The sequence below is a fragment of the Motilimonas eburnea genome, from assembly GCF_021295345.1.
Lineage (GTDB): Bacteria > Pseudomonadota > Gammaproteobacteria > Enterobacterales > CBDFNC01 > Motilimonas > Motilimonas eburnea.
In genome coordinates, this window is record NZ_JAIMJB010000003.1 from 227,043 (window position 1) to 245,048 (window position 18,006).

The 18,006-nt window shown below is 45.0% G+C and carries 15 protein-coding genes; 3 read left to right on the forward strand and 12 right to left on the reverse strand.

The features are described from left to right. Positions 1-22: 22 nt before the first annotated feature. Complete coding sequence (locus K6Y21_RS04705) at positions 23-718, reverse strand: phosphoglycolate phosphatase (RefSeq protein ID WP_233070613.1); 696 nt, start codon at positions 716-718, stop codon at positions 23-25. After that, positions 715-1,389 carry a ribulose-phosphate 3-epimerase gene (gene rpe, locus K6Y21_RS04710; RefSeq protein ID WP_233070614.1) on the reverse strand — a complete coding sequence of 225 codons (675 nt, stop codon included), beginning with the start codon at positions 1,387-1,389 and terminating at the stop codon, positions 715-717. The genes K6Y21_RS04705 and rpe overlap by 4 nt, the downstream gene beginning before the upstream one ends. A gap of 129 nt (positions 1,390-1,518) precedes the next feature. On the opposite strand from rpe, the gene K6Y21_RS04715 reads away from it, so the two are divergent. Continuing rightward, entirely contained in the window at positions 1,519-1,743 is a 225-nt protein-coding gene (locus K6Y21_RS04715) for a DUF2970 domain-containing protein (protein WP_233070615.1), read from the forward strand. 2 nt (positions 1,744-1,745) lie between these two features. Here the strand turns inward: K6Y21_RS04715 and K6Y21_RS04720 are convergent, their stop codons facing one another. The 9 genes from K6Y21_RS04720 to K6Y21_RS04760 all read right to left on the reverse strand — a co-directional run bounded on the left by K6Y21_RS04720 (position 1,746) and on the right by K6Y21_RS04760 (position 10,993). Continuing rightward, positions 1,746-2,567 (reverse strand): Dam family site-specific DNA-(adenine-N6)-methyltransferase, encoded by an 822-nt coding sequence (locus K6Y21_RS04720; RefSeq protein ID WP_233070650.1) that lies wholly within the window; start codon positions 2,565-2,567, stop codon positions 1,746-1,748. 5 nt (positions 2,568-2,572) lie between these two features. Further along, positions 2,573-4,198: an AAA family ATPase gene (locus tag K6Y21_RS04725; protein ID WP_233070616.1), complete on the reverse strand. Its 1,626-nt coding sequence runs from the start codon at positions 4,196-4,198 to the stop codon at positions 2,573-2,575. A gap of 6 nt (positions 4,199-4,204) precedes the next feature. Continuing rightward, positions 4,205-5,278: a 3-dehydroquinate synthase gene (gene aroB, locus K6Y21_RS04730; protein ID WP_233070617.1), complete on the reverse strand. Its 1,074-nt coding sequence runs from the start codon at positions 5,276-5,278 to the stop codon at positions 4,205-4,207. Between the two features lie 5 nt (positions 5,279-5,283). Next, complete coding sequence (gene aroK, locus K6Y21_RS04735) at positions 5,284-5,799, reverse strand: shikimate kinase AroK (protein WP_233070618.1); 516 nt, start codon at positions 5,797-5,799, stop codon at positions 5,284-5,286. Positions 5,800-5,983: 184 nt separating this feature from the next. Further along, complete coding sequence (locus K6Y21_RS04740) at positions 5,984-8,251, reverse strand: type IV pilus secretin PilQ (RefSeq protein ID WP_233070619.1); 2,268 nt, start codon at positions 8,249-8,251, stop codon at positions 5,984-5,986. Between the two features lie 21 nt (positions 8,252-8,272). Beyond that, the gene (locus K6Y21_RS04745) at positions 8,273-8,791 is read right to left on the reverse strand and encodes a pilus assembly protein PilP (RefSeq protein ID WP_233070620.1); all 519 of its coding nucleotides are present in this window, start codon (positions 8,789-8,791) and stop codon (positions 8,273-8,275) included. Further along, entirely contained in the window at positions 8,788-9,360 is a 573-nt protein-coding gene (locus K6Y21_RS04750) for a type IV pilus inner membrane component PilO (RefSeq protein ID WP_233070621.1), read from the reverse strand. Before K6Y21_RS04750 ends, K6Y21_RS04745 begins: the two co-directional genes overlap by 4 nt. Beyond that, positions 9,360-9,935, reverse strand: a complete 576-nt coding sequence (locus K6Y21_RS04755) for a PilN domain-containing protein (RefSeq protein ID WP_233070622.1) — start codon at positions 9,933-9,935, stop codon at positions 9,360-9,362. The genes K6Y21_RS04750 and K6Y21_RS04755 overlap by 1 nt, the downstream gene beginning before the upstream one ends. Continuing rightward, positions 9,923-10,993, reverse strand: a complete 1,071-nt coding sequence (locus K6Y21_RS04760; protein ID WP_349629458.1) for a pilus assembly protein PilM — start codon at positions 10,991-10,993, stop codon at positions 9,923-9,925. The genes K6Y21_RS04755 and K6Y21_RS04760 overlap by 13 nt, the downstream gene beginning before the upstream one ends. Positions 10,994-11,168: 175 nt before the next feature. Here K6Y21_RS04760 and K6Y21_RS04765 point away from each other — a divergent pair, with 175 nt between their 5' ends. After that, the gene (locus K6Y21_RS04765; RefSeq protein ID WP_233070624.1) at positions 11,169-13,739 is read left to right on the forward strand and encodes a penicillin-binding protein 1A; all 2,571 of its coding nucleotides are present in this window, start codon (positions 11,169-11,171) and stop codon (positions 13,737-13,739) included. A gap of 71 nt (positions 13,740-13,810) precedes the next feature. On the opposite strand, the gene oxyR is transcribed toward K6Y21_RS04765, so the two are convergent. Then, on the reverse strand, positions 13,811-14,707 hold the full coding sequence (gene oxyR / locus K6Y21_RS04770) for a DNA-binding transcriptional regulator OxyR (protein WP_233070625.1): 897 nt from the start codon (positions 14,705-14,707) through the stop codon (positions 13,811-13,813). Between the two features lie 192 nt (positions 14,708-14,899). Between oxyR and K6Y21_RS04775 the strand changes: the two genes are divergently transcribed. Then, a complete protein-coding gene (locus K6Y21_RS04775) occupies positions 14,900-17,998 on the forward strand; it encodes an Ig-like domain-containing protein (protein WP_233070626.1) in 3,099 nt (1,032 codons plus the stop codon). Positions 17,999-18,006 lie beyond the last annotated feature (8 nt).

The window sequence follows — 18,006 nt, forward strand, 5'->3', positions numbered from 1 at the left end:
TTTGCTGATTGTCATTTGGCCGTTAAGCGCTGACATTACAAGCTAATGAATGCAACAATTCTGAAATATTTTCTAATACTAAATCGGGTTCAGATAAGCGAATATCTTCACCGTAGTTATAGCCATAAGTTAAGCCTGCCACTGCCATGTTAGCGGCTTTGGCTGCGAGGATATCATTTTTTGAATCACCGACCATCAAGGTTTGCTCAATCTTGCTACCTAGCACCTCACAAGCATGCAATAAAGGAGCAGGATCGGGCTTACGTACAGGTAAGCAATCCCCTGCCACCACTAAATCAAATAAACCGGTTAGACCATAAGCCGACAAAATCGGCGCCATGTATTGACCAGGTTTATTGGTCACTATGGCCAATTTGTAGCCCACTTGTTTTAGGCTGATCAGGGTCATTCGCACATCGGGATACAACTGGGATTTATCACTTAAACACGCCGCATAGTGCTGTTTAAACAATAAATGCGCCTGTTGCAGTTCGTCAGCACAAATATCAGCCGAAATATCCACCGAACCCGATAAGGCGCGCTTAAGTAATACATTGGCACCATTACCTACCCAGCCGCGCACTTGCTCTTCGGGAAACGAGGATCTCCCCATCGCAACTAAGGTTTGGTTAACGGCTTGCGCTAAGTCCGGCGCACTGTCGAGCAAGGTGCCGTCCAAATCAAATAAAACAGTATTTATATGTTGATAGTCGCTCATGCCTTCACCTTAGCAAGTTCAGAGCGCATGTTATCTATCACCGCTTTATAATCAGGTTGGTTAAAAATAGCCGAGCCAGCAACAAACATATCGGCGCCAGCCGCTGCAATTTCAGCGATGTTATTAGCGCTGACACCACCGTCCACTTCAAGGCGAATATCATAGCCGCTGGCATCAATTTTGGCGCGAACTTGACGTAGCTTATCTAGGGTTGATGGAATAAATGACTGACCACCAAACCCAGGGTTCACCGACATCAATAGGATCACATCTAACTTATCCATCACGTAATCAAGGTAATGCAGTGAGGTGGCAGGGTTAAGCACTATGCCCGCCTGACAACCGTGATCTTTAATTAACTGAATGCTGCGGTCGATATGCTCAGATGCTTCGGGATGAAAGGTGATGATTGACGCGCCCGCCTTAGCAAAATCGGGAATAATTCGGTCGACGGGCTTAACCATAAGGTGCACGTCAATCGGCGCGGTCACGCCATGATCGCGCAGCGCTTGGCACACCATAGGTCCTATGGTTAAATTAGGCACATAATGATTGTCCATCACATCAAAATGAACAACGTCGGCACCGGCTGCTAATACATTATCGACTTCTTCACCTAAACGCGCGAAGTTGGCCGATAAAATCGAAGGGGCAATCAAAAAATCTTTCATTTTATTATTCTCTGGTAGGGCTCGCGGTGCATTTTACCTAAGGCGTCCGCTTCAAGCTAGTGCGGATTATTTGGCCAATGGCAAAGCTAACCCTGTGAGCCCGATTAGGGACAAAATTAAGGCGTGTCTATGAAACCATCCGATTTTGATAACAAGACCGACAACCCCCAACCGACTTCTTTTAAAGCTAATTTTCTCAGTGCCTTAGCTGCGTTGTTTGGCATTCAATCACAGCAAAATCGAGAGCGTGATTTTAAAGCCGCTTCTCCATGGCGATTTGTGGTAGCGGGGATCATTGCCATCGTCTTGTTTTTAGGACTGCTGTTGCTGGCTGTACAATGGGCGCTGAGTTGAGTTTAACTAAAGCAGGCTAATAACTCGGCGACCTTGTTGCGCTTACTGCCTTTGCTACTAATGGTGCGCTTTACTTGAACGACATTGAGCTTTGCACCATGGTAAAGTTCTCGCGTCAACGGAATATCGTGATTACTCACTAACACGGGAATGTCATTAGCGGCTGCTTTGCGACTTAATCGGCCAAGAATAGCCTGATCGTCCAAGGTAAATCCATTGGCTGCATAGGAGGTAAAGCTCGCACTGGTACTCAATGGCGCATAAGGCGGATCGCAATAAATCACATCACCACTTTTGGCGCGCTTAAAGGTGTCGCCATAGGATTCACAGACAAACTGAGCACGTTGTGCTTTTTCAGCAAAAAACCACAATTCTGCAGCCGGAAAATAAGGTTTTTTGTAGCGACCAAAAGGCACATTAAAACCGCCTTTTTTGTTATAACGACACAAGCCGTTATAACCATGGCGATTGAAATAGAGAAACAAAAGTGCACGCTCAAATTTATCTTGGCAAAGATTAAATTGACTGCGTAGGCCATAGTATTGCTCTGCATCATTGTATTTAGTTGCGAAAAATTTCTCCGCTTCTTTGATGTATTCGGCAGGCTGCTGTTGCAATATTTGATACAAGTGGATCAAGTCTGGGTTAATGTCGTTGAGCAAATACGCTTGATAATCGGTGTTCAAAAACACCGAGCCCGCACCGACAAAGGGTTCAATCAAGCGCTGTGAAGCGGTCGTCTGGGGTAAGTGGCGCGTGATATCTTCAATTAAGCCAAACTTGCCGCCTGCCCATTTTAAAAAAGCCCGATTTTTTTTCATTATTATTGTCAGTCAATCGCTTCTTGCTGGATTTGTTTATAACCCTTGGCCCACGGTTTTAAGGTGCGCAGATTAGTGGGTAAGGTTTTTATCGCACTCATCGCTTCACGGCGTGATTTGTACTCGCCATATATCACTAGGTAAGCGGTTTTACCTTTACGGTTAATTTTAAAGTAGGTCGCACTTTGTTCTATTTCGTGTTCTTTAACAAAGGCCTTAAGCACAGGTAGCGAGCTGACCGCTGCAAGCTGTAAACTAAAATAATTGCTTGGAACTTGCTTTAACTCGGCGACTGAGGTCATCTGAAAGCCTGCTTTTGACGCGGTTTGTTGCGCAACCACCTTCGGCTCTGGTGTCATCTCAACAATCAATTCAGCCTTAGGCACTGAACTTTCCTCTTGAGCGCGTTCATTTAGCTCAATCTCATTCGATGACTCAACTTCACTGTGCGCCTCTGCTTCGATGGGTTGATTTAACACCTGATTTAACTGAGCAACGGAGTTGACGGTCACATTATCAGCCGATACTTGGTCGGGACTAAGTTGTGCTTGAGCCGCACTGACGTCATTGCTGACACTGCCTAAATCCGCAATAGCCTGCTCTGTGAGGGTTACGCGTTTTCGTCCATCGTCTAACTTAACCAGCTCTAGTTCAGAAGGCTCAACCTGTTCAGGCAAGGCTTTATCATCTTGCCAACGACTGACTAAGGCATCGGGGGTGACCGGTGTTTCCGTTGGCTCATTCGTTGGTGCGGCCACCGTTACGCCTTGGGCCGGTTCATCCAGCAAGGCCATCGCCAAGGTGTCGTTATTCTCTGCCAGCTCCACATCATCTTGGGGGACGATAAAGTAATAGAAGGCGCCAGACATCAACAGCGCTGCAATCACCATCAATCCAATTAAGAGCAGTTGATTGTTTGTTTTCACTTTAGCAACAGGCTGCTCGGTTGATGGCTCATTAACAATGACATCGACGAGCTGTTGTAAGCAGGCGGGTAAACCATGACAAGCTTCAATCTGTCTATGTATCGCAGCATTATTTTCAACTTTAGCCTGATAATCGGCGCGCGCTAATAAGCCACGCACAAACTGATGACTTTCCGATTCCGATAACGCGGGTATTTCCATTTCAATCGTCGGTTGTTCGGTTTTACCTGCTAGCAAAGCCACTTGTTGCTGACACCAAGTCGGTTCGGCAAATAGCAGCACATTAATGTGATGATTAAAGCCTTGAAAACGATTTTCTAATAACAACAACCACAATTCGCTAATCACATCCTGTGGTAAGAAATGCGCATCATCAATCACCAATAATATATCTTGCGGTGCCTCTTTGATTAACTGGAAAAAGCTTTCACCCAAGTTATCGGCTGGATTAAATAGCGGATTAGGCACTAATTGCGACAGCAGTTGCTCACGTGCCGTGTTTGCCCTCAGGCCTGGCGCACAACTAAGAAGGCTTTGATTGGATTCAAGATCTTGGTCCAACAAACGCTGAATGATGATACTTTTGCCTGAGCCCGCTTCACCGGCAACAAAAGTTAGGTTTGAGCTAAATTTAACAAGATGTTGCAGCCTGTCGACAAGCTGCAACTGAGAGGGGATGTCAGCCAGTTGGATATGTTGATCCAGCATGACTGGTTAGCTACCTGAAATAACGTTTCTCAGCACATCTTCACAAACATCGGCAAAGATATCTGATTTACCTATGTCGGTAGGCAAGATTAAACGTAACTGGCCATTTAAGACTTTTTTATCGATTTGCATATGATGCATAAATGTCTCAAATGTCATTTCAGCGGGTGCCTTGGTCGGTAAGTCAAACGCGGCGATCAAAGCTTGGATCCGCGCCACTTGTTCTTCTGTGAGCATGGCCAGCGCTTGAGCCGTTTGCGCCGCCAATACCATCCCCGCGGCAACCGCCTCACCATGGAGCCAGTTACCATAGCCCTGTTCGGCTTCAATGGCATGGCCAAAGGTGTGACCTAAATTCAATAGCGCTCGTGTTCCTCGCTCTTGTTCATCTTGGCTCACAATCTCGGCTTTAATGGCACAGCAGCGCTTAATAACATGAGTGAGCGCGTCAGTATTGAGGGCTTTTAACTGCGCAATATTCGCTTCAATCCAACAAAACAGCTCGTAATCGTAAATGATGCCGTATTTTATGACCTCAGCCATACCCGCAGCAAATTCTCGCTCGGGGAGCGTTTTTAAGCAGTCAATATCAATGGTAACGAGGTTAGGCTGATAAAACGCACCGATCATATTTTTGCCAAGGGGGTGATTAACAGCGGTTTTGCCACCAACAGAGGAGTCAACCTGTGACAATAAGGTGGTAGGTACTTGAACAAAGTCCACTCCGCGCTGGTAACACGCCGCGGCAAAACCTGCCATGTCACCCACCACGCCGCCACCAAGGGCAACCACACAGGTATCTCTGGCATGACGCTTAGCCAGCAAGCCATTAAGGATCTGCTCAAACGAGGCTAAGGTTTTGTATTGTTCACCATCAGGTAAAATGACTTCATCAATTTGGTAATCCACTAACGTCTGCTTTAATTGCTGCAGATACAAAGGCGCGACCACGTCATTGGTCACAACCATGATTTTTTTCGCTTTGATCGCAGGCGTGAACAGTTCAGCCTGAGCGAGCAGCCCAGAACCAATGTATATCGGGTAACTGCGGTCACCTAAGTCGACGTTAAGGATTTCCATATCTATTAAAAGTCCAGTAATTTGATGATCTGATTAGCGACCACTTTAGCGCTTTGCTCATCCGTTTTCACGGTGTAGTCCGCAATTTCTTCGTATAAAGCATTACGCTCTTGCGCTAAGCCTTCTAGCACGCCTCGTGGGTCATCGGTTTGTAATAACGGACGGCGTTTATCACGTTGGGTACGCGCTAATTGTTTGTCTACCGTCGTTTCAAGGTACACGACGATGCCGCGCGCCGATAAACGATTGCGGTTATCTTTGTTTTTGACTGATCCGCCACCCGTTGCAAGCACGATGCCTTGACGTTGTGAGAGTTCATCGATCGCTTCCTCTTCACGTTTGCGAAAGCCTTCTTCTCCTTCAACATCAAACACCCAAGCTACATCAGCTCCAGTGCGTTTTTCGATTTCAGTGTCTGAATCGACGAATTCAAGATGTAACATCTGAGCCAGATGTCTGCCAATTGTACTTTTGCCTGCGCCCATTGGGCCGACCAGAAAAATATTTCGTTTCTCTGCCATGGTCCTACGTATTCTAAATAAAGCTGTTTAAACGTCAGCACAGTTCGACTGACCCGTATAACCTGTATATCCGTGATTAAGGCGGTGATTATCTCAATTGTCGGGGGGAGTTTGCAACCATTGAAAAAAAATGAGGCCACATTTTATTATGTGGCCTCATTAATTGTTTGATTAATGCACGAGCTTAGTCAGAAAATGCATCTTGAGTAATGATCTTAGGTGTAACAAAAATCAATAACTCATCTTTACGCTGTTGTTTAATCGTGGTTCTAAATAACGCTCCTGCCCAAGGAATATCCCCCAGTAGCGGTACTTTTTGCACGGTGTCGCTGATTTGCTGCTGGTAAATACCACCTAGTACGATGGTTTCGCCATTTTCAACCAACACTTGGGTGCCGATTTCTTGGGTATCGATTGATACCGCTTGTCCCACGGCTGTGGCGACCACTTCACCCTTACTGTCTTGGGTGATCACTAAGTCCAGAATAATCTTGTTATCTGGCGTGATGTGCGGCGTTACATTCAGGCTCAGTACCGCTTTCTTAAAGGATACCGAGGTTGCACCGCTGGAAGCAGATTCAACATAAGGGATCTCGGTACCTTGCTCGATGTAAGCCGTCTTTTGGTTTGCCGTGGTGATCCTTGGGCTGGCAATGATTTCGGCTTTGTTTTCACGCTCTAATGCCGATAACTCTAAATCAAGGATTTGACCATTAGCGAGCTTAGCCACTTGGAATGCGATGGACCCTGCTGGGTTAGCCACAGGTAAATTCACATTCAAGCGGTCATCTAAGCTAGGGACAGTCGGCGTACCCTCAACACCAGAAGCTGGATTAGTGCCTTCTAAACTACCCGAGGTAGTCCCATTTTCAGTAGCCTTCGTAATACCCCAGCGCACGCCGAGCTCTTCACCGATATTGTCGCGCACCGTTACCATACGCGATTCAATCAACACTTGCTTGACCGGAATATCGAGAATTTCAATCATGCGTTTAACGCTATCGATCACATCTGCTGTATCTTTGATTAATAACGTATTGGTACGCTCATCAACCGACACACTGCCGCGGCTAGATAAAAGTGAAGCATCACTGCTAGACAGCATACGAGAAATATCACCGGCCTTAGCATAGTTAATTTGAATGAACTCAGAATAAAGCGGCGCTAGCTCACTCACTTCTCTCTGGCTCTCAAGCTGGGCTTTTTCTTTCGCCGCTAACTCAGCCGCAGAGGCAACCATCAATACGTTACCTTCCATCCGTTTACCTAGACCTTTTACTTTAAGGATAATGTCTAGAGCTTGTTCCCATGGCACTTCATCAAGACGTAAGGTGATATTACCTTGCACTGAATCCGTTGTAACGAGGTTAAAGCCATTGGTGTCGGCCAAAATCTGCAGCACGGTGCGCACAGAGATATCTTGGAAGTTAAAAGAAATCAGCTTGCCTTGATAAACGGTTTTCTTCTCATCACGCTTTTTCTTTTTAACATCAATAACAAATAGACTATCTAACTGGTCGTAGCGATACTCAAAGTCACCCGCAATTTCCATCTCAAAGCGGGTTTTACCATTGGCCGAAAACGTCTCAACATTTTTCACCGGTGTCGCAAAGTCAAGCACGTCCATCACATAGATAAGTTCATCCTCGATGTAAGTACTTTGGAACTCTGCCAATAATTTTGTACCTCGTTTACGGATATCCACTGCGATGGTGGAGTTATCAAGCTTAACTAATAACTGACCATTACCTTCTTCGCCGCGTTTAAAATCAATAGATTCAATGCTGTTAACGAAACCTTTCGGCGTGCCCGTTGCCGCAGTGTTGGTGACCACTGCCGGCTTAACAATGGGTGCCGGTTTTGCCGCGGGTTTTGTTTGCTTGGCAGGCTCAACCACTTTTACAGGCGCAGGAGTCGGTTTAACCGCTGTGGTTTCTGTCGCAACCGTTGCGGCGACTGCTGTGGTGGTGACTGGCGCAACAGGTTTGTTTTGCTGTACAGACTCAACAATGGTCTGCTCTTTGGCCGAAGCGGGTTTACGCGCAGTACTTGCAACATCGCCAAACCGAACCGTTAACTTGTTATTGTCATGCTGGAGACGATACGGCATCAGTTGGCGCAGTGAAATAATCACTTTCAAGCCATCACTGGTTCGTTCAGCTTTAACCAACTCAACCCCATCTTTATCAACCGGTACGGGATTAAGCTTCAGCACGGATGATGCATCTTTAACATCAATCACTAATTGATTAGGACGGTAATGTAACTTATCCGTATAACGCACAACGGGCTCACTGAACTCCATTTCGAGTTCAACCTTGCCGGCGATTAAGGAATTCACATTCAGCTTATTTAACTGGGGCTCAGCAAAACCTAGGCTTGAAAACAGTGTCGCCCCTAAAATGGCTGCACTCAGCTTGGCCATATTTATTTTAAATTTATTGGTGCTCATTTAAGACTTCCCTGCTCTCTCTTATTCTTCGCCAACCAAGGCAATTTGTGTGGTGCGCTCACTCCAACACCCTTCGCCATCTGGTACCAGTTCTAACAAGTTAATTTCATCTTTCTTGACTGAAAGGATCCGACCGTGATGCTGTCCCATATAATAGCCAGCCTTAACACGGTGTAGCTCACCACCACTGACTTGCACAAGGGCCCAAAGCTCCTTATCCAACTCAATGGTGCCGCGCATAAATAGGTTATCAACTGAAAAGTATTCCAACGGCTGCTTTTGCCTTGAAGTATTCGGTTGAGGACAAGTATCCGGCGCCCCAGGCTTACCCGAAGCGGTCTCAGGTTTAGGAATGGAAAACGGTTTACGTTTGCTTTCACCTAAATACGGGACAACTTCTATTTCCTGAATTTCAGGAACCTTGTCATTTATAGGATAACTTTTTGATTTAATATTTGCCACATAGGAATTAAGGTCATCATTATTAGCCTGACATCCCATTAACGATACCACTACCCCAACTAACAAAAGGCGCTTCATTGTTTGGCCTCCTTGTAAGTATAAGTCTTCGCGGTTAGTTCTACATTCAGCACCTCGTTATCGACTTTTTTAATTGAAATATTATCTAGGATAATAATTCGTGGTAGCTTGGCGATATCAGCGGAAAATTGGCCTATTTGATCATACGAGCCAATCACTTCGATGGCATAAGGAACCTCAACAGAGAACTCGTGTTCAACCTCAGGCAAAGGTTTAAAACGTTTAAACTGCATACCATTGTCGCTACCAATGAAGTTAACATTATCAAGTAGAGTGGAGACCTCACTTTTACTCGGCAGCTTTTTCACTAGCTGGGCAAGTAGCCCTTCTATTTGCACCATCTGCTCACGATAAGCTTCCAAGTTTGACGCCAACGCCGCTTTTGCTTCAAATTGGCGTTTGATTTCCACTTCTTTTGTTTGTGCCTGCTCTAAAGATTTAATTTGATCATTGAAAATAAAATAATAAAAACCACCCACGATCAATCCAGCAATAATGACAAGGAAGATGCCTTTAAAAAGAGGGGGCCAATTACCAATATTCTCAAAATCTAACTCATTTACATCCATTATTGAGCCCCTCCTGCTGCTTGTTCTTTTGCAACCTGACTCAAGACTTCAAAGGTCATATCAAATTTAAATAGCTTGATAGGCTTTGTCTCTGCTGCATAAATACCGCCTAAGGCCTCATTGCCCACTCGGCTCGACTCTTCAATATTTCTAAACATTCTTGAGATGCGGGATTGAGATTCACCCTTACCGCTGATCGCAATTTTAACATCATTAAACGTAAGAGATTCGAGAAAGACACCATTAGGGGTAATTTCAGGCAAGGAGTTAAACAAGTCTGTAGGCCAGTTGCGTCGCTCTTGCAGCTGCTGGATAAGATTAATGCGTTTTTCTACTTCCGCTTTTTTCTCTTTGATGTTTTTAATTTCGGCAATCTGGCGATCTAAAATACTTATTTCGTTATTAAGATAAGCATTGCGTTGGTTTTGCTTATCAATTTCGCCATCAAGGTAAACTTTACCGGCAAACATCAAAGCCCCTGTGACGAGACAGACTAAAAATAGCAAACCATAAAAGTCTTTTTCTTTACGCTTACGCTGGGCTTCACGCCAAGGCAATAGGTTTATATTTGACATGGTGTAAAACTCCTCAATGCCAAGCCTAAGGCCGTCATGTATTTGGGACCATTCATTGCCATTAATTTTTCATCGGCCGTATTAGCATAACTAAATTCAGTGAATGGATTGGCAAGCAGCAATGGAATTTCGAGTTCAGATTCGATTTGACTGACTAGTTCAGGTAATAAGTTACCACCACCGGTCAATACCAACTTGTCAACCTGTGAAAAGCCGCTCGAACTACAAAATAGTTGAATATTACGGCGGATATGCTGAATAGCGGATGTGACAAATGGTGCGAGTACATCAGTGTCGTAATCAGCCGGTAAAGTATTTGCAAGTTTATCTTTTTCAGCCTGCTCAACACTCATGCTATAAAAATTGGCGATGGCTTGAGTAAAATTTTGACCGCCATAATTTTGCACTCGCGCATACACGGTTTCGCCTTTGTTCATCATCGCGAAGGTCATCATGGCTGCACCGACATCAATAGCGGCAACGACCTTATCAAAATCGTCATCATCAAGCACTAATTGGCAAGCACGGCCTAAGGCATGAGATTCGATATCAATAACCTTAGGTTCAAGTCCAGCATCTTCAAGACAAGACGCCTTGGTAACGATGGTGTCCGTTCTTGCGGCACTAATCAGGACATCGTTACGCGATGGATCGGCAAGATTTTTGTTGAGCACTTCAAAATCAATGCTGATTTCATCTATCGGAAAAGGAATCAGGTGCTCTGCTTCAAGCTCAATTTGCGCTTCGAGCTCAGATTCATTGAGATCGACATCCATCTGCACCACACGCGTATAAACATCCGCTCCCGAAACTGCAGCAGCCGCATATTTGAACTTAGCTGGGAAGTTACGTTTAACTTGTTTAATCACTTGGGCCACTTTATCGACTTCGATAAGTTGGCGGTCGGAGATTGCACCCTTAGGCACACTCATTTCTGCAACACCTTCAACTTTATAGCTTTTACCTGATTTTGATAAGGCAACAGCCTTCACAGAATGCGATCCTAAATCGATTCCGATCATAGCGTAGGTTTGCTTTTTCCTTAATCCTGATAACATAACGTCCCAGTTCTATCTTGATAACTAAGTGAAAAGTAGCGTATTTTCGCCGCTATAATAAGCGCAAATATAACTTTCTTCCAATGCTTTAAATCACAAATCACTGTTTAACTGCAAGATATACAGGATATACTAGTCACTCTTTGTGTTTTTTGTTAACTAAGTAGGAATTTTCATGTGGAAATGGTTTAAGCGATTACTGTTAGTCGCACTATTTTTAGGTTTTGCAGGTATCGCTGCTATCGTAGGCATGTATTACTATGTCAAGCCTGATCTTCCTGACGTAAAAACCATTACCGAAGTTCAGTTGCAAACCCCAATGAAGGTTTACAGCAGTGATGGCATGCTGATTTCACAATTTGGTGAAAAACGGCGTATCCCATTAGCCATCAATGAAATCCCACCACAAATGATCGATGCTTTTTTAGCAACCGAAGACAGCCGTTTTTATCAACACCCAGGCATAGACCCTATTGGTATTGTCCGTGCAGCCTCTGTGTATATTGCTAGCGGCCACGCCAAGCAAGGTGCCAGTACCATCACCCAACAAGTCGCAAGAAACTATTTTTTGACCCGTGAAAAAACCCTGATTCGAAAAATCAAAGAAGTGTTTATTGCACTGCATATTGAACAGCTACTCACGAAGGATGAAATTTTAGCCCTGTATTTAAATAAGATTTCCCTTGGCTACCGCTCTTTTGGTGTCGGTGCTGCCGCGCAGGTCTATTATGGAAAATCCGTTGATGAACTCACTCTAGCCCAAACCGCGGTCATCGCCGGTTTACCTAAAGCGCCTTCCAAGCTAAACCCGATATATTCACCGGAAAACGCAAGGAATCGTCGTGCTGTGGTATTGATGCGTATGCTCGAAGAAGGTCATATTACTCGAGCACAATATGAAGAAGCGAATGCGGCCCCTATCACGGCTCGCTATCACGGCGCTGAAATTGAACTTAGCGCCCCCTTTGTTGCAGAAATGGCCCGCCAAGAGTTGGTCGCGATGTTAGGTGAAGAACAAGCTTATAGCCAAGGGCTTAACGTCTACACCACTATCACAGAAAAACCTCAGCTTGCTGCCAATGCCGCCTTAGTCAACAATTTATTAAGCTACGATCTGCGCCATGGCTTTCGTGGGCCCATTGAAAAGTTATGGGATGAGACCAAGGGTGAAGCTCCTTGGGATATGCAGCGTGTTTTTGACCATTTAAGCGAACAACCTTTTTACAACGTCCTCTCTCCTGCTGTTGTCACTAAAGTAAACGACAAGGATATTGAGGTACTTGTTAAAGGCGGTAAGGCCGGTACTATCAACTGGGATGGCCTAAAATGGGCGCGCCGCTTTGTTAATGACAAACGCCAAGGGCCTGCGCCTAAACGAGCCAATGAAATAGTCAGTGCCGGTGATATGGTTTGGGTTAGAACCGATAACGAAGAATTAGTGTTATCTCAACTACCCGACACATCAGGCGCATTTGTTGCAATCAACCCTAAGGACGGTGCGATCCAAGCGCTGACGGGTGGCTTCGATTTCAAACACAGTAAGTTTAACCGCGCCACCATGGCTAAGCGCCAAGTGGGCTCGAATATCAAGCCTTTCCTCTATTCCGCCGCATTGGAAAATGGCTACACCCTTTCAACCCTAGTTAACGACTCTCCCATCAACCATTGGGATGCAAGTCTAGGTAAAGCTTGGCGTCCCAAGAACTCGCCTGCTGTCTACGACGGCCCAATTCGCATTCGCGTGGCGCTGGCGAAGTCTAAAAACGTCGTCTCGGTTCGTTTAATCCGCAGCGTAGGTGTGGATGGCGTCATTAACCATCTCACTAAGTTTGGCTTCAAAAAAGAAGACTTACCTCCTTACGAAACCCTTGCGCTAGGCGCTGCTGAATTAACTCCTCTTGAGGTTGCAACCGCATATGCCATCATAGCAAACGGCGGTTTTAAAGTTTCGCCCTATATTATTTCTCGAGTAGAAGACGCATATGGCAACCTGATATACCAAGCGGCCCCTGATCTTGCGTGCATGACCTGTGGCCCAGAAGTACCTGTAGCAGGTCAGCCCCTCACCGAAGAGCAAGCTCTGGCGCAATTCGATGAAGAGATTTTAGCTTCAAGTGAGCTTGAAACTGAAATAACGCCAGCTGATGATCAGCAAACATACCAACCGCCTCAGTCAAAAATGGCGAAGCGCGTCATTTCCGGCGCCAATGCATTTTTGATCAAAGAAGCCTTATATAGCGCTATTTGGGGGGGGAGAGCCAATGGTGAACATTGGAATGGCACAGGCTGGCGAGCAGCCAGAGAGCTGAAACGTCATGATGTTTCAGGCAAAACCGGGACCACCAATGAAGCCAGAGATGCTTGGTTCTCTGGTATGACCCCATACTCTGTGGCCACAGCTTGGGTTGGGTTTGATAATCATAGCCGCGCCCTAGGCTATGCTTCCTACAACCCGAACCTAGGCAATCAACAAGTCACGGGGGGGGAGTTTGGCGGACGGACCGCACAACCTGCTTGGATAGCATTTATGGCCAGTTTTCTGGCTGATCATCCCGAACAGAAAAAAGCCATCCCCACAGATATTGTTAAAAAAGTAATCGATCTAGAAACAGGCTTGTTGGCAAACGGTTCGGGACGGGAGTCACGTACAGAGTATTTTGAAAAAGGCACCGAGCCAACTCGATATGTACCTGAAGATCAAACCGATATCTTTACTAACCCTGATGAAGAAAGTGAACTATTCTAATTTAGGGTGTTAATAACATAATGCGTTACCTCCCGACGATAGGGAGGATAACGCATCAAGATTCAGTACGACTATTGTGCCCTTTTACTGATCTTTTGTTTTATCAGCTTGCCAAGCTCATTGAAACAAGGCCTTCTAACGCTATTTTTGCGATACAGCAACACAATTTCACGCGCGGGCTTAGGCTCGGTAAATGGGACGTACACCAAACCATCCTTACTGCGCCCTTTTGGCACAGCTAAACGTGGCAATAGCGTAATGCCTATGCCAGAGCTAACCATATGCCGCAAGGTTTCTAAGCTGGTCGCTTTAAAGGTGGTATCTTCATCTGCGCCGGCCGTAAAACAAAACCCCATGGCTTGATCCCGTAAACAATGACCGTCTTCCAACATCAACACCCGCTCACCTTCTAGGTTTGATAGATTGATCTCTGGCTGATTAGCCCACTTATGATCTTGCGGTATCACGAGCTCTAGCGACTCGTGATACAAACTAATGTGGCCATAGCCTTCCATCCCGGGTAACAAGGCGAGAATCAAACAATCTAGTTCCCCTTCCTCCAATTGGCGCAGCAACACATGGGTTTGATTTTCATAAAGGTACACGTCTAAGTCCGGAAAAGCTTGGCGCATTGGCGGCACAATGGCTGGGAGTAAATAAGGTGCGACAGTTGGGATCAAACCAACATGTAAGGGGCCGTTCATTGGCTCACTGTATGAACGGGCCGCTTCCTTAATTTGTTTAACGTCTAATAATACCTTGCGAGCCTTTGCCGCAATATCAAGTCCAGCTTGAGTAAATAAAACCTTGCGGGAAGATCGCTCCATCAACAACACACCAAGCTCATCTTCAAGTTTGCGAATTTGGCCACTCAAAGTAGGTTGACTCACAAAACATTTTTCCGCTGCTTTGCGAAAATGCTTTAATTCCTCAAGTGCCACTAAATACTCTAAATCTCTTATGTTCATCTCGACTCCTACTCGGGATCGACTGCCTTCAGTTGGCGAAAATACCACCGAGTTCGCATAAATAACCGATACCTAGGCTAGATCCACTGCTAACACCTTTATAAATACAGATATAAACGTTAACATGCCAGCGGATTATTTATTTATAAAAGCATGACTATCATGTTTTTAAACACATTGAGGGAGAAGATAATGTGTTGGCGTAAATTAGCAGTGTTAACCTCAGCGATACTTTTAAGTGCGTGTGGCGGCGGTGGTTCCGACCTAAGTGGAGGCGATGATGGTGGTGGTACTGTACCGTCAACAGCGCCTACTATTGCACCGACACCAGAGCCCCTTCCCTATAGTATCAACCTTCAGTTACTCGATTGTAACGATGTTGCAGGTGGTTGGGATCGCACCGTACGCAATCCTGATGAATGTACAGCTACAACAAGTGTTACATCAACCAAACCAGCTATTGTTTATGTTGCTGTTACTGACACCTCTGGTAATCCAATTGCCGAGCATGTTGTATCAGGCGACTCAACTTTGGGCGAACTAAAACCTGATTCCAAAACAGCGCTGACCGACGCTAACGGCATCGCCATTTTAGACTTACAAGCAGGCACTGTATCGGGAGCTGGCACAGTAACAGTATCTACACTTTCAGGCGACAGTGTACAAAGTGATGCAAGTAAAGGTTTCCAAGTTAGCGTAGGTGATATTGATACTGACGCGCCAGTTACTCTTGAAGTTAGACTTCTAAACTGCCCTGATGATTGGGATCGTGTGACTCGGGATGCTGATTTGTGTAGCGAAACAACGGAAGTTAAATCTTCTGCACCTGCTATTTTATACGTTACAGCTTCACAAGGTAATTCACCTGTCGCTAACAAATTGTTTTCGGCATCAACCACACTCGGCGAGATAACTCCAGCATTAACAGCCTTAACTAATGCAAACGGCATAGGCATCTTGGATTTAGAAGCAGGTAGCACAGATGGTGCAGGTCGGGCGACTATCCAAATAGATATCAATGGCGAAGTCACCTCTACTGCTATTGATTATGCAATCGGGATTGATGGTATTACAAGTGAGCAAAACGTAAATATCAACCTGACTATTTTAGCTTGTCCTGAAAACTGGGATCGAACAATCAGAGACCCTAAGCTTTGTCAAGAGACCGTGGATGTTGCGACAGGAAAACCTGTTGTTCTTTACATTCAACTGCTACAAGGAAAAGTTCCATTAGCATCACAAGTTGTATCAGGCGAAACTACTTTAGGTATATTGAAGCCTGAAGTAAGTAAAACGGCATTAACCGATGGTAACGGGGTTGCCCTACTTGACCTCTACGCTGGAGACACGGATGGTGCAGGTATTGTTACGGTCAAAAGCTCCGCATTAGGCGCAGCTGCATCAACAGAGAAAGGTTTCAATGTAGGGGTCAGTGATATCCAACTGAATGTAACCACAAGTTTAGAGGCAAATGAAGAAGCGCAGCAAAACTCAACCGTTCTAATTACAGCAACTGTCACTGAAGAAAGTGGTGAGCTATTTAATGTACCATTACAGATAAACTTCAGTTCACGTTGTACTAGCACTGGCGATGCAGTTATCGATGCCTCTTCTTTTACAGTTAACGGTGTTGCAACTGCCACGTACAAACCAACAGCATGTGTAGACCAAGACATAATAACTGTAGAAGCCCCAGCTAATAACCTTATTAAAGATGTTACCGTCGATATTGCTGCAACTAAAGCGCAAAGTATTCGCTTTATTAAAGCAACACCTGATTATATTGCCATAAAAGGGACTGGCGGGGCCGGTCGTCAAGAGACCTCCGAGGTAAGCTTTAAACTGGTTGATCAAAACGGTAATCCTGCTCGTCAACAAATGGTTAGGTTTAGTTTAGAAACCTTTCCTGTTGGCACCTCAATTAGCCCGATGACGGCTCAAACCAACAATGAAGGTATAGTAAGTACAGTTGTTGAAAGTGGTGAGGTAAATGGTGTAGTTCGTGTCAAAGCCAACTACGACATCAAGGACCAATCAGGAAACTTCATTAAAACTATTTCCAGTGTTTCTGACCAACTTACAGTAAGTACAGGTCTACCTGAGCAGTCCAGTGTATCTTTGGCATTCTCACAACGCATTTTGGATGGCTGGACTCTAGACGGAAACACGACTCAAGTAACCATTCGTTTGGGTGATATCTTTAATAACGATGTTCCAGATGGTACTGCTGTTTCATTTGTAACCGAAGGTGGACGAATTGGTAGCTCTGGGCAAGGCTCTTGTACCACAACGGACAGTACATGTACCGTAACTCTAACAACGCAAAATCCACGCCCACCGGGTAACAAACTACAAGATTTCTCAGGTCCTGGTGGTTGTGCAGCGTACTCCTTTGGAGATGGTGTTGCGCCATGTATCAACCCAGGTGGTATGGGGCAACCTTACGGAGGCCGAGTTACAGTAACAGCATTTGCTGTGGGTGAAGAAACCTTCTTTGATAACAAGCCAGCAAATGGTCAATTTGATAAGGGCGAAACCTTTCATGACCTACACGAAGTTATCTACGATTACAACGAAGATGGATTGTACCAACAGCTCGAAGTGGCTAAGCGAAGCCACAATCCGGATACCGTGGTTAGTGATACTGAGTATGCTGCGTTAAAGAATGCTTATTTAGCATCGTCTCTAACTCCCGTGACAGGTGAAGATGATAATGAAACTTGGCATGAATTTGATCAAAAGTACCTAGACTCTAATGACCCAAACAATCCATTTGATAGACCTTCACCTGGTAATAACCTCTACAATGGTACTTTGTGTACTTTAGAAAGTGAGAGCAATGGATTATGTAGTCGTGAGTTTGTAGAAGTTAGTAACTCTGCAGCAGTTATTTTTGCTACAAACAAATATTATATTCGTGCTCAAGCGCAAGACCCAGTTACAAAAGTATGGTATGACACTGAATCAATCAGCTTGTGTAAAACTGATTGCAGTGATTCTGAAGAGCAGCCTATCAAAATGCGCTTCTGGATTGCCGATGAACATAATAACCCTCCTGTTTCTGGTGGTGTGATAAAAGTAGAAACAAACAATGGTCGATTATTAAGTGATCCAGAAATAGCGATTCCAGACACAGTTAGGGGCATTGACGAAGTCTCACCACATCCTGTTTTGATTACTATAACGCCCGAAGCCGTTGCTAATGGGACAGATAAGGGTATATTTACGCTATCACTTGAAGTAAGGCAGCATACAAGTTTGGTAGAAATTACAGTCATTGATAAAGGCTAAGCTTAATA

Bases quoted from the DNA above. Each gene is read 5' to 3' on its own strand.
- K6Y21_RS04760 (WP_349629458.1), bottom strand. From the start codon at position 10,993: ATGTTATCAGGATTAAGGAAAAAGCAAACCTACGCTATGATCGGAATC.
- K6Y21_RS04705 (WP_233070613.1), bottom strand. From the start codon at position 718: ATGAGCGACTATCAACATATAAATACTGTTTTATTTGATTTGGACGGC.
- aroB (WP_233070617.1), bottom strand. From the start codon at position 5,278: ATGGAAATCCTTAACGTCGACTTAGGTGACCGCAGTTACCCGATATAC.
- rpe (WP_233070614.1), bottom strand. From the start codon at position 1,389: ATGAAAGATTTTTTGATTGCCCCTTCGATTTTATCGGCCAACTTCGCG.
- oxyR (WP_233070625.1), bottom strand. From the start codon at position 14,707: ATGAACATAAGAGATTTAGAGTATTTAGTGGCACTTGAGGAATTAAAG.
- K6Y21_RS04740 (WP_233070619.1), bottom strand. From the start codon at position 8,251: ATGAGCACCAATAAATTTAAAATAAATATGGCCAAGCTGAGTGCAGCC.
- K6Y21_RS04715 (WP_233070615.1), top strand. From the start codon at position 1,519: ATGAAACCATCCGATTTTGATAACAAGACCGACAACCCCCAACCGACT.
- K6Y21_RS04750 (WP_233070621.1), bottom strand. From the start codon at position 9,360: ATGGATGTAAATGAGTTAGATTTTGAGAATATTGGTAATTGGCCCCCT.
- K6Y21_RS04765 (WP_233070624.1), top strand. From the start codon at position 11,169: ATGTGGAAATGGTTTAAGCGATTACTGTTAGTCGCACTATTTTTAGGT.
- K6Y21_RS04755 (WP_233070622.1), bottom strand. From the start codon at position 9,935: ATGTCAAATATAAACCTATTGCCTTGGCGTGAAGCCCAGCGTAAGCGT.
- K6Y21_RS04725 (WP_233070616.1), bottom strand. From the start codon at position 4,198: ATGCTGGATCAACATATCCAACTGGCTGACATCCCCTCTCAGTTGCAG.
- K6Y21_RS04775 (WP_233070626.1), top strand. From the start codon at position 14,900: ATGTGTTGGCGTAAATTAGCAGTGTTAACCTCAGCGATACTTTTAAGT.
- aroK (WP_233070618.1), bottom strand. From the start codon at position 5,799: ATGGCAGAGAAACGAAATATTTTTCTGGTCGGCCCAATGGGCGCAGGC.
- K6Y21_RS04745 (WP_233070620.1), bottom strand. From the start codon at position 8,791: ATGAAGCGCCTTTTGTTAGTTGGGGTAGTGGTATCGTTAATGGGATGT.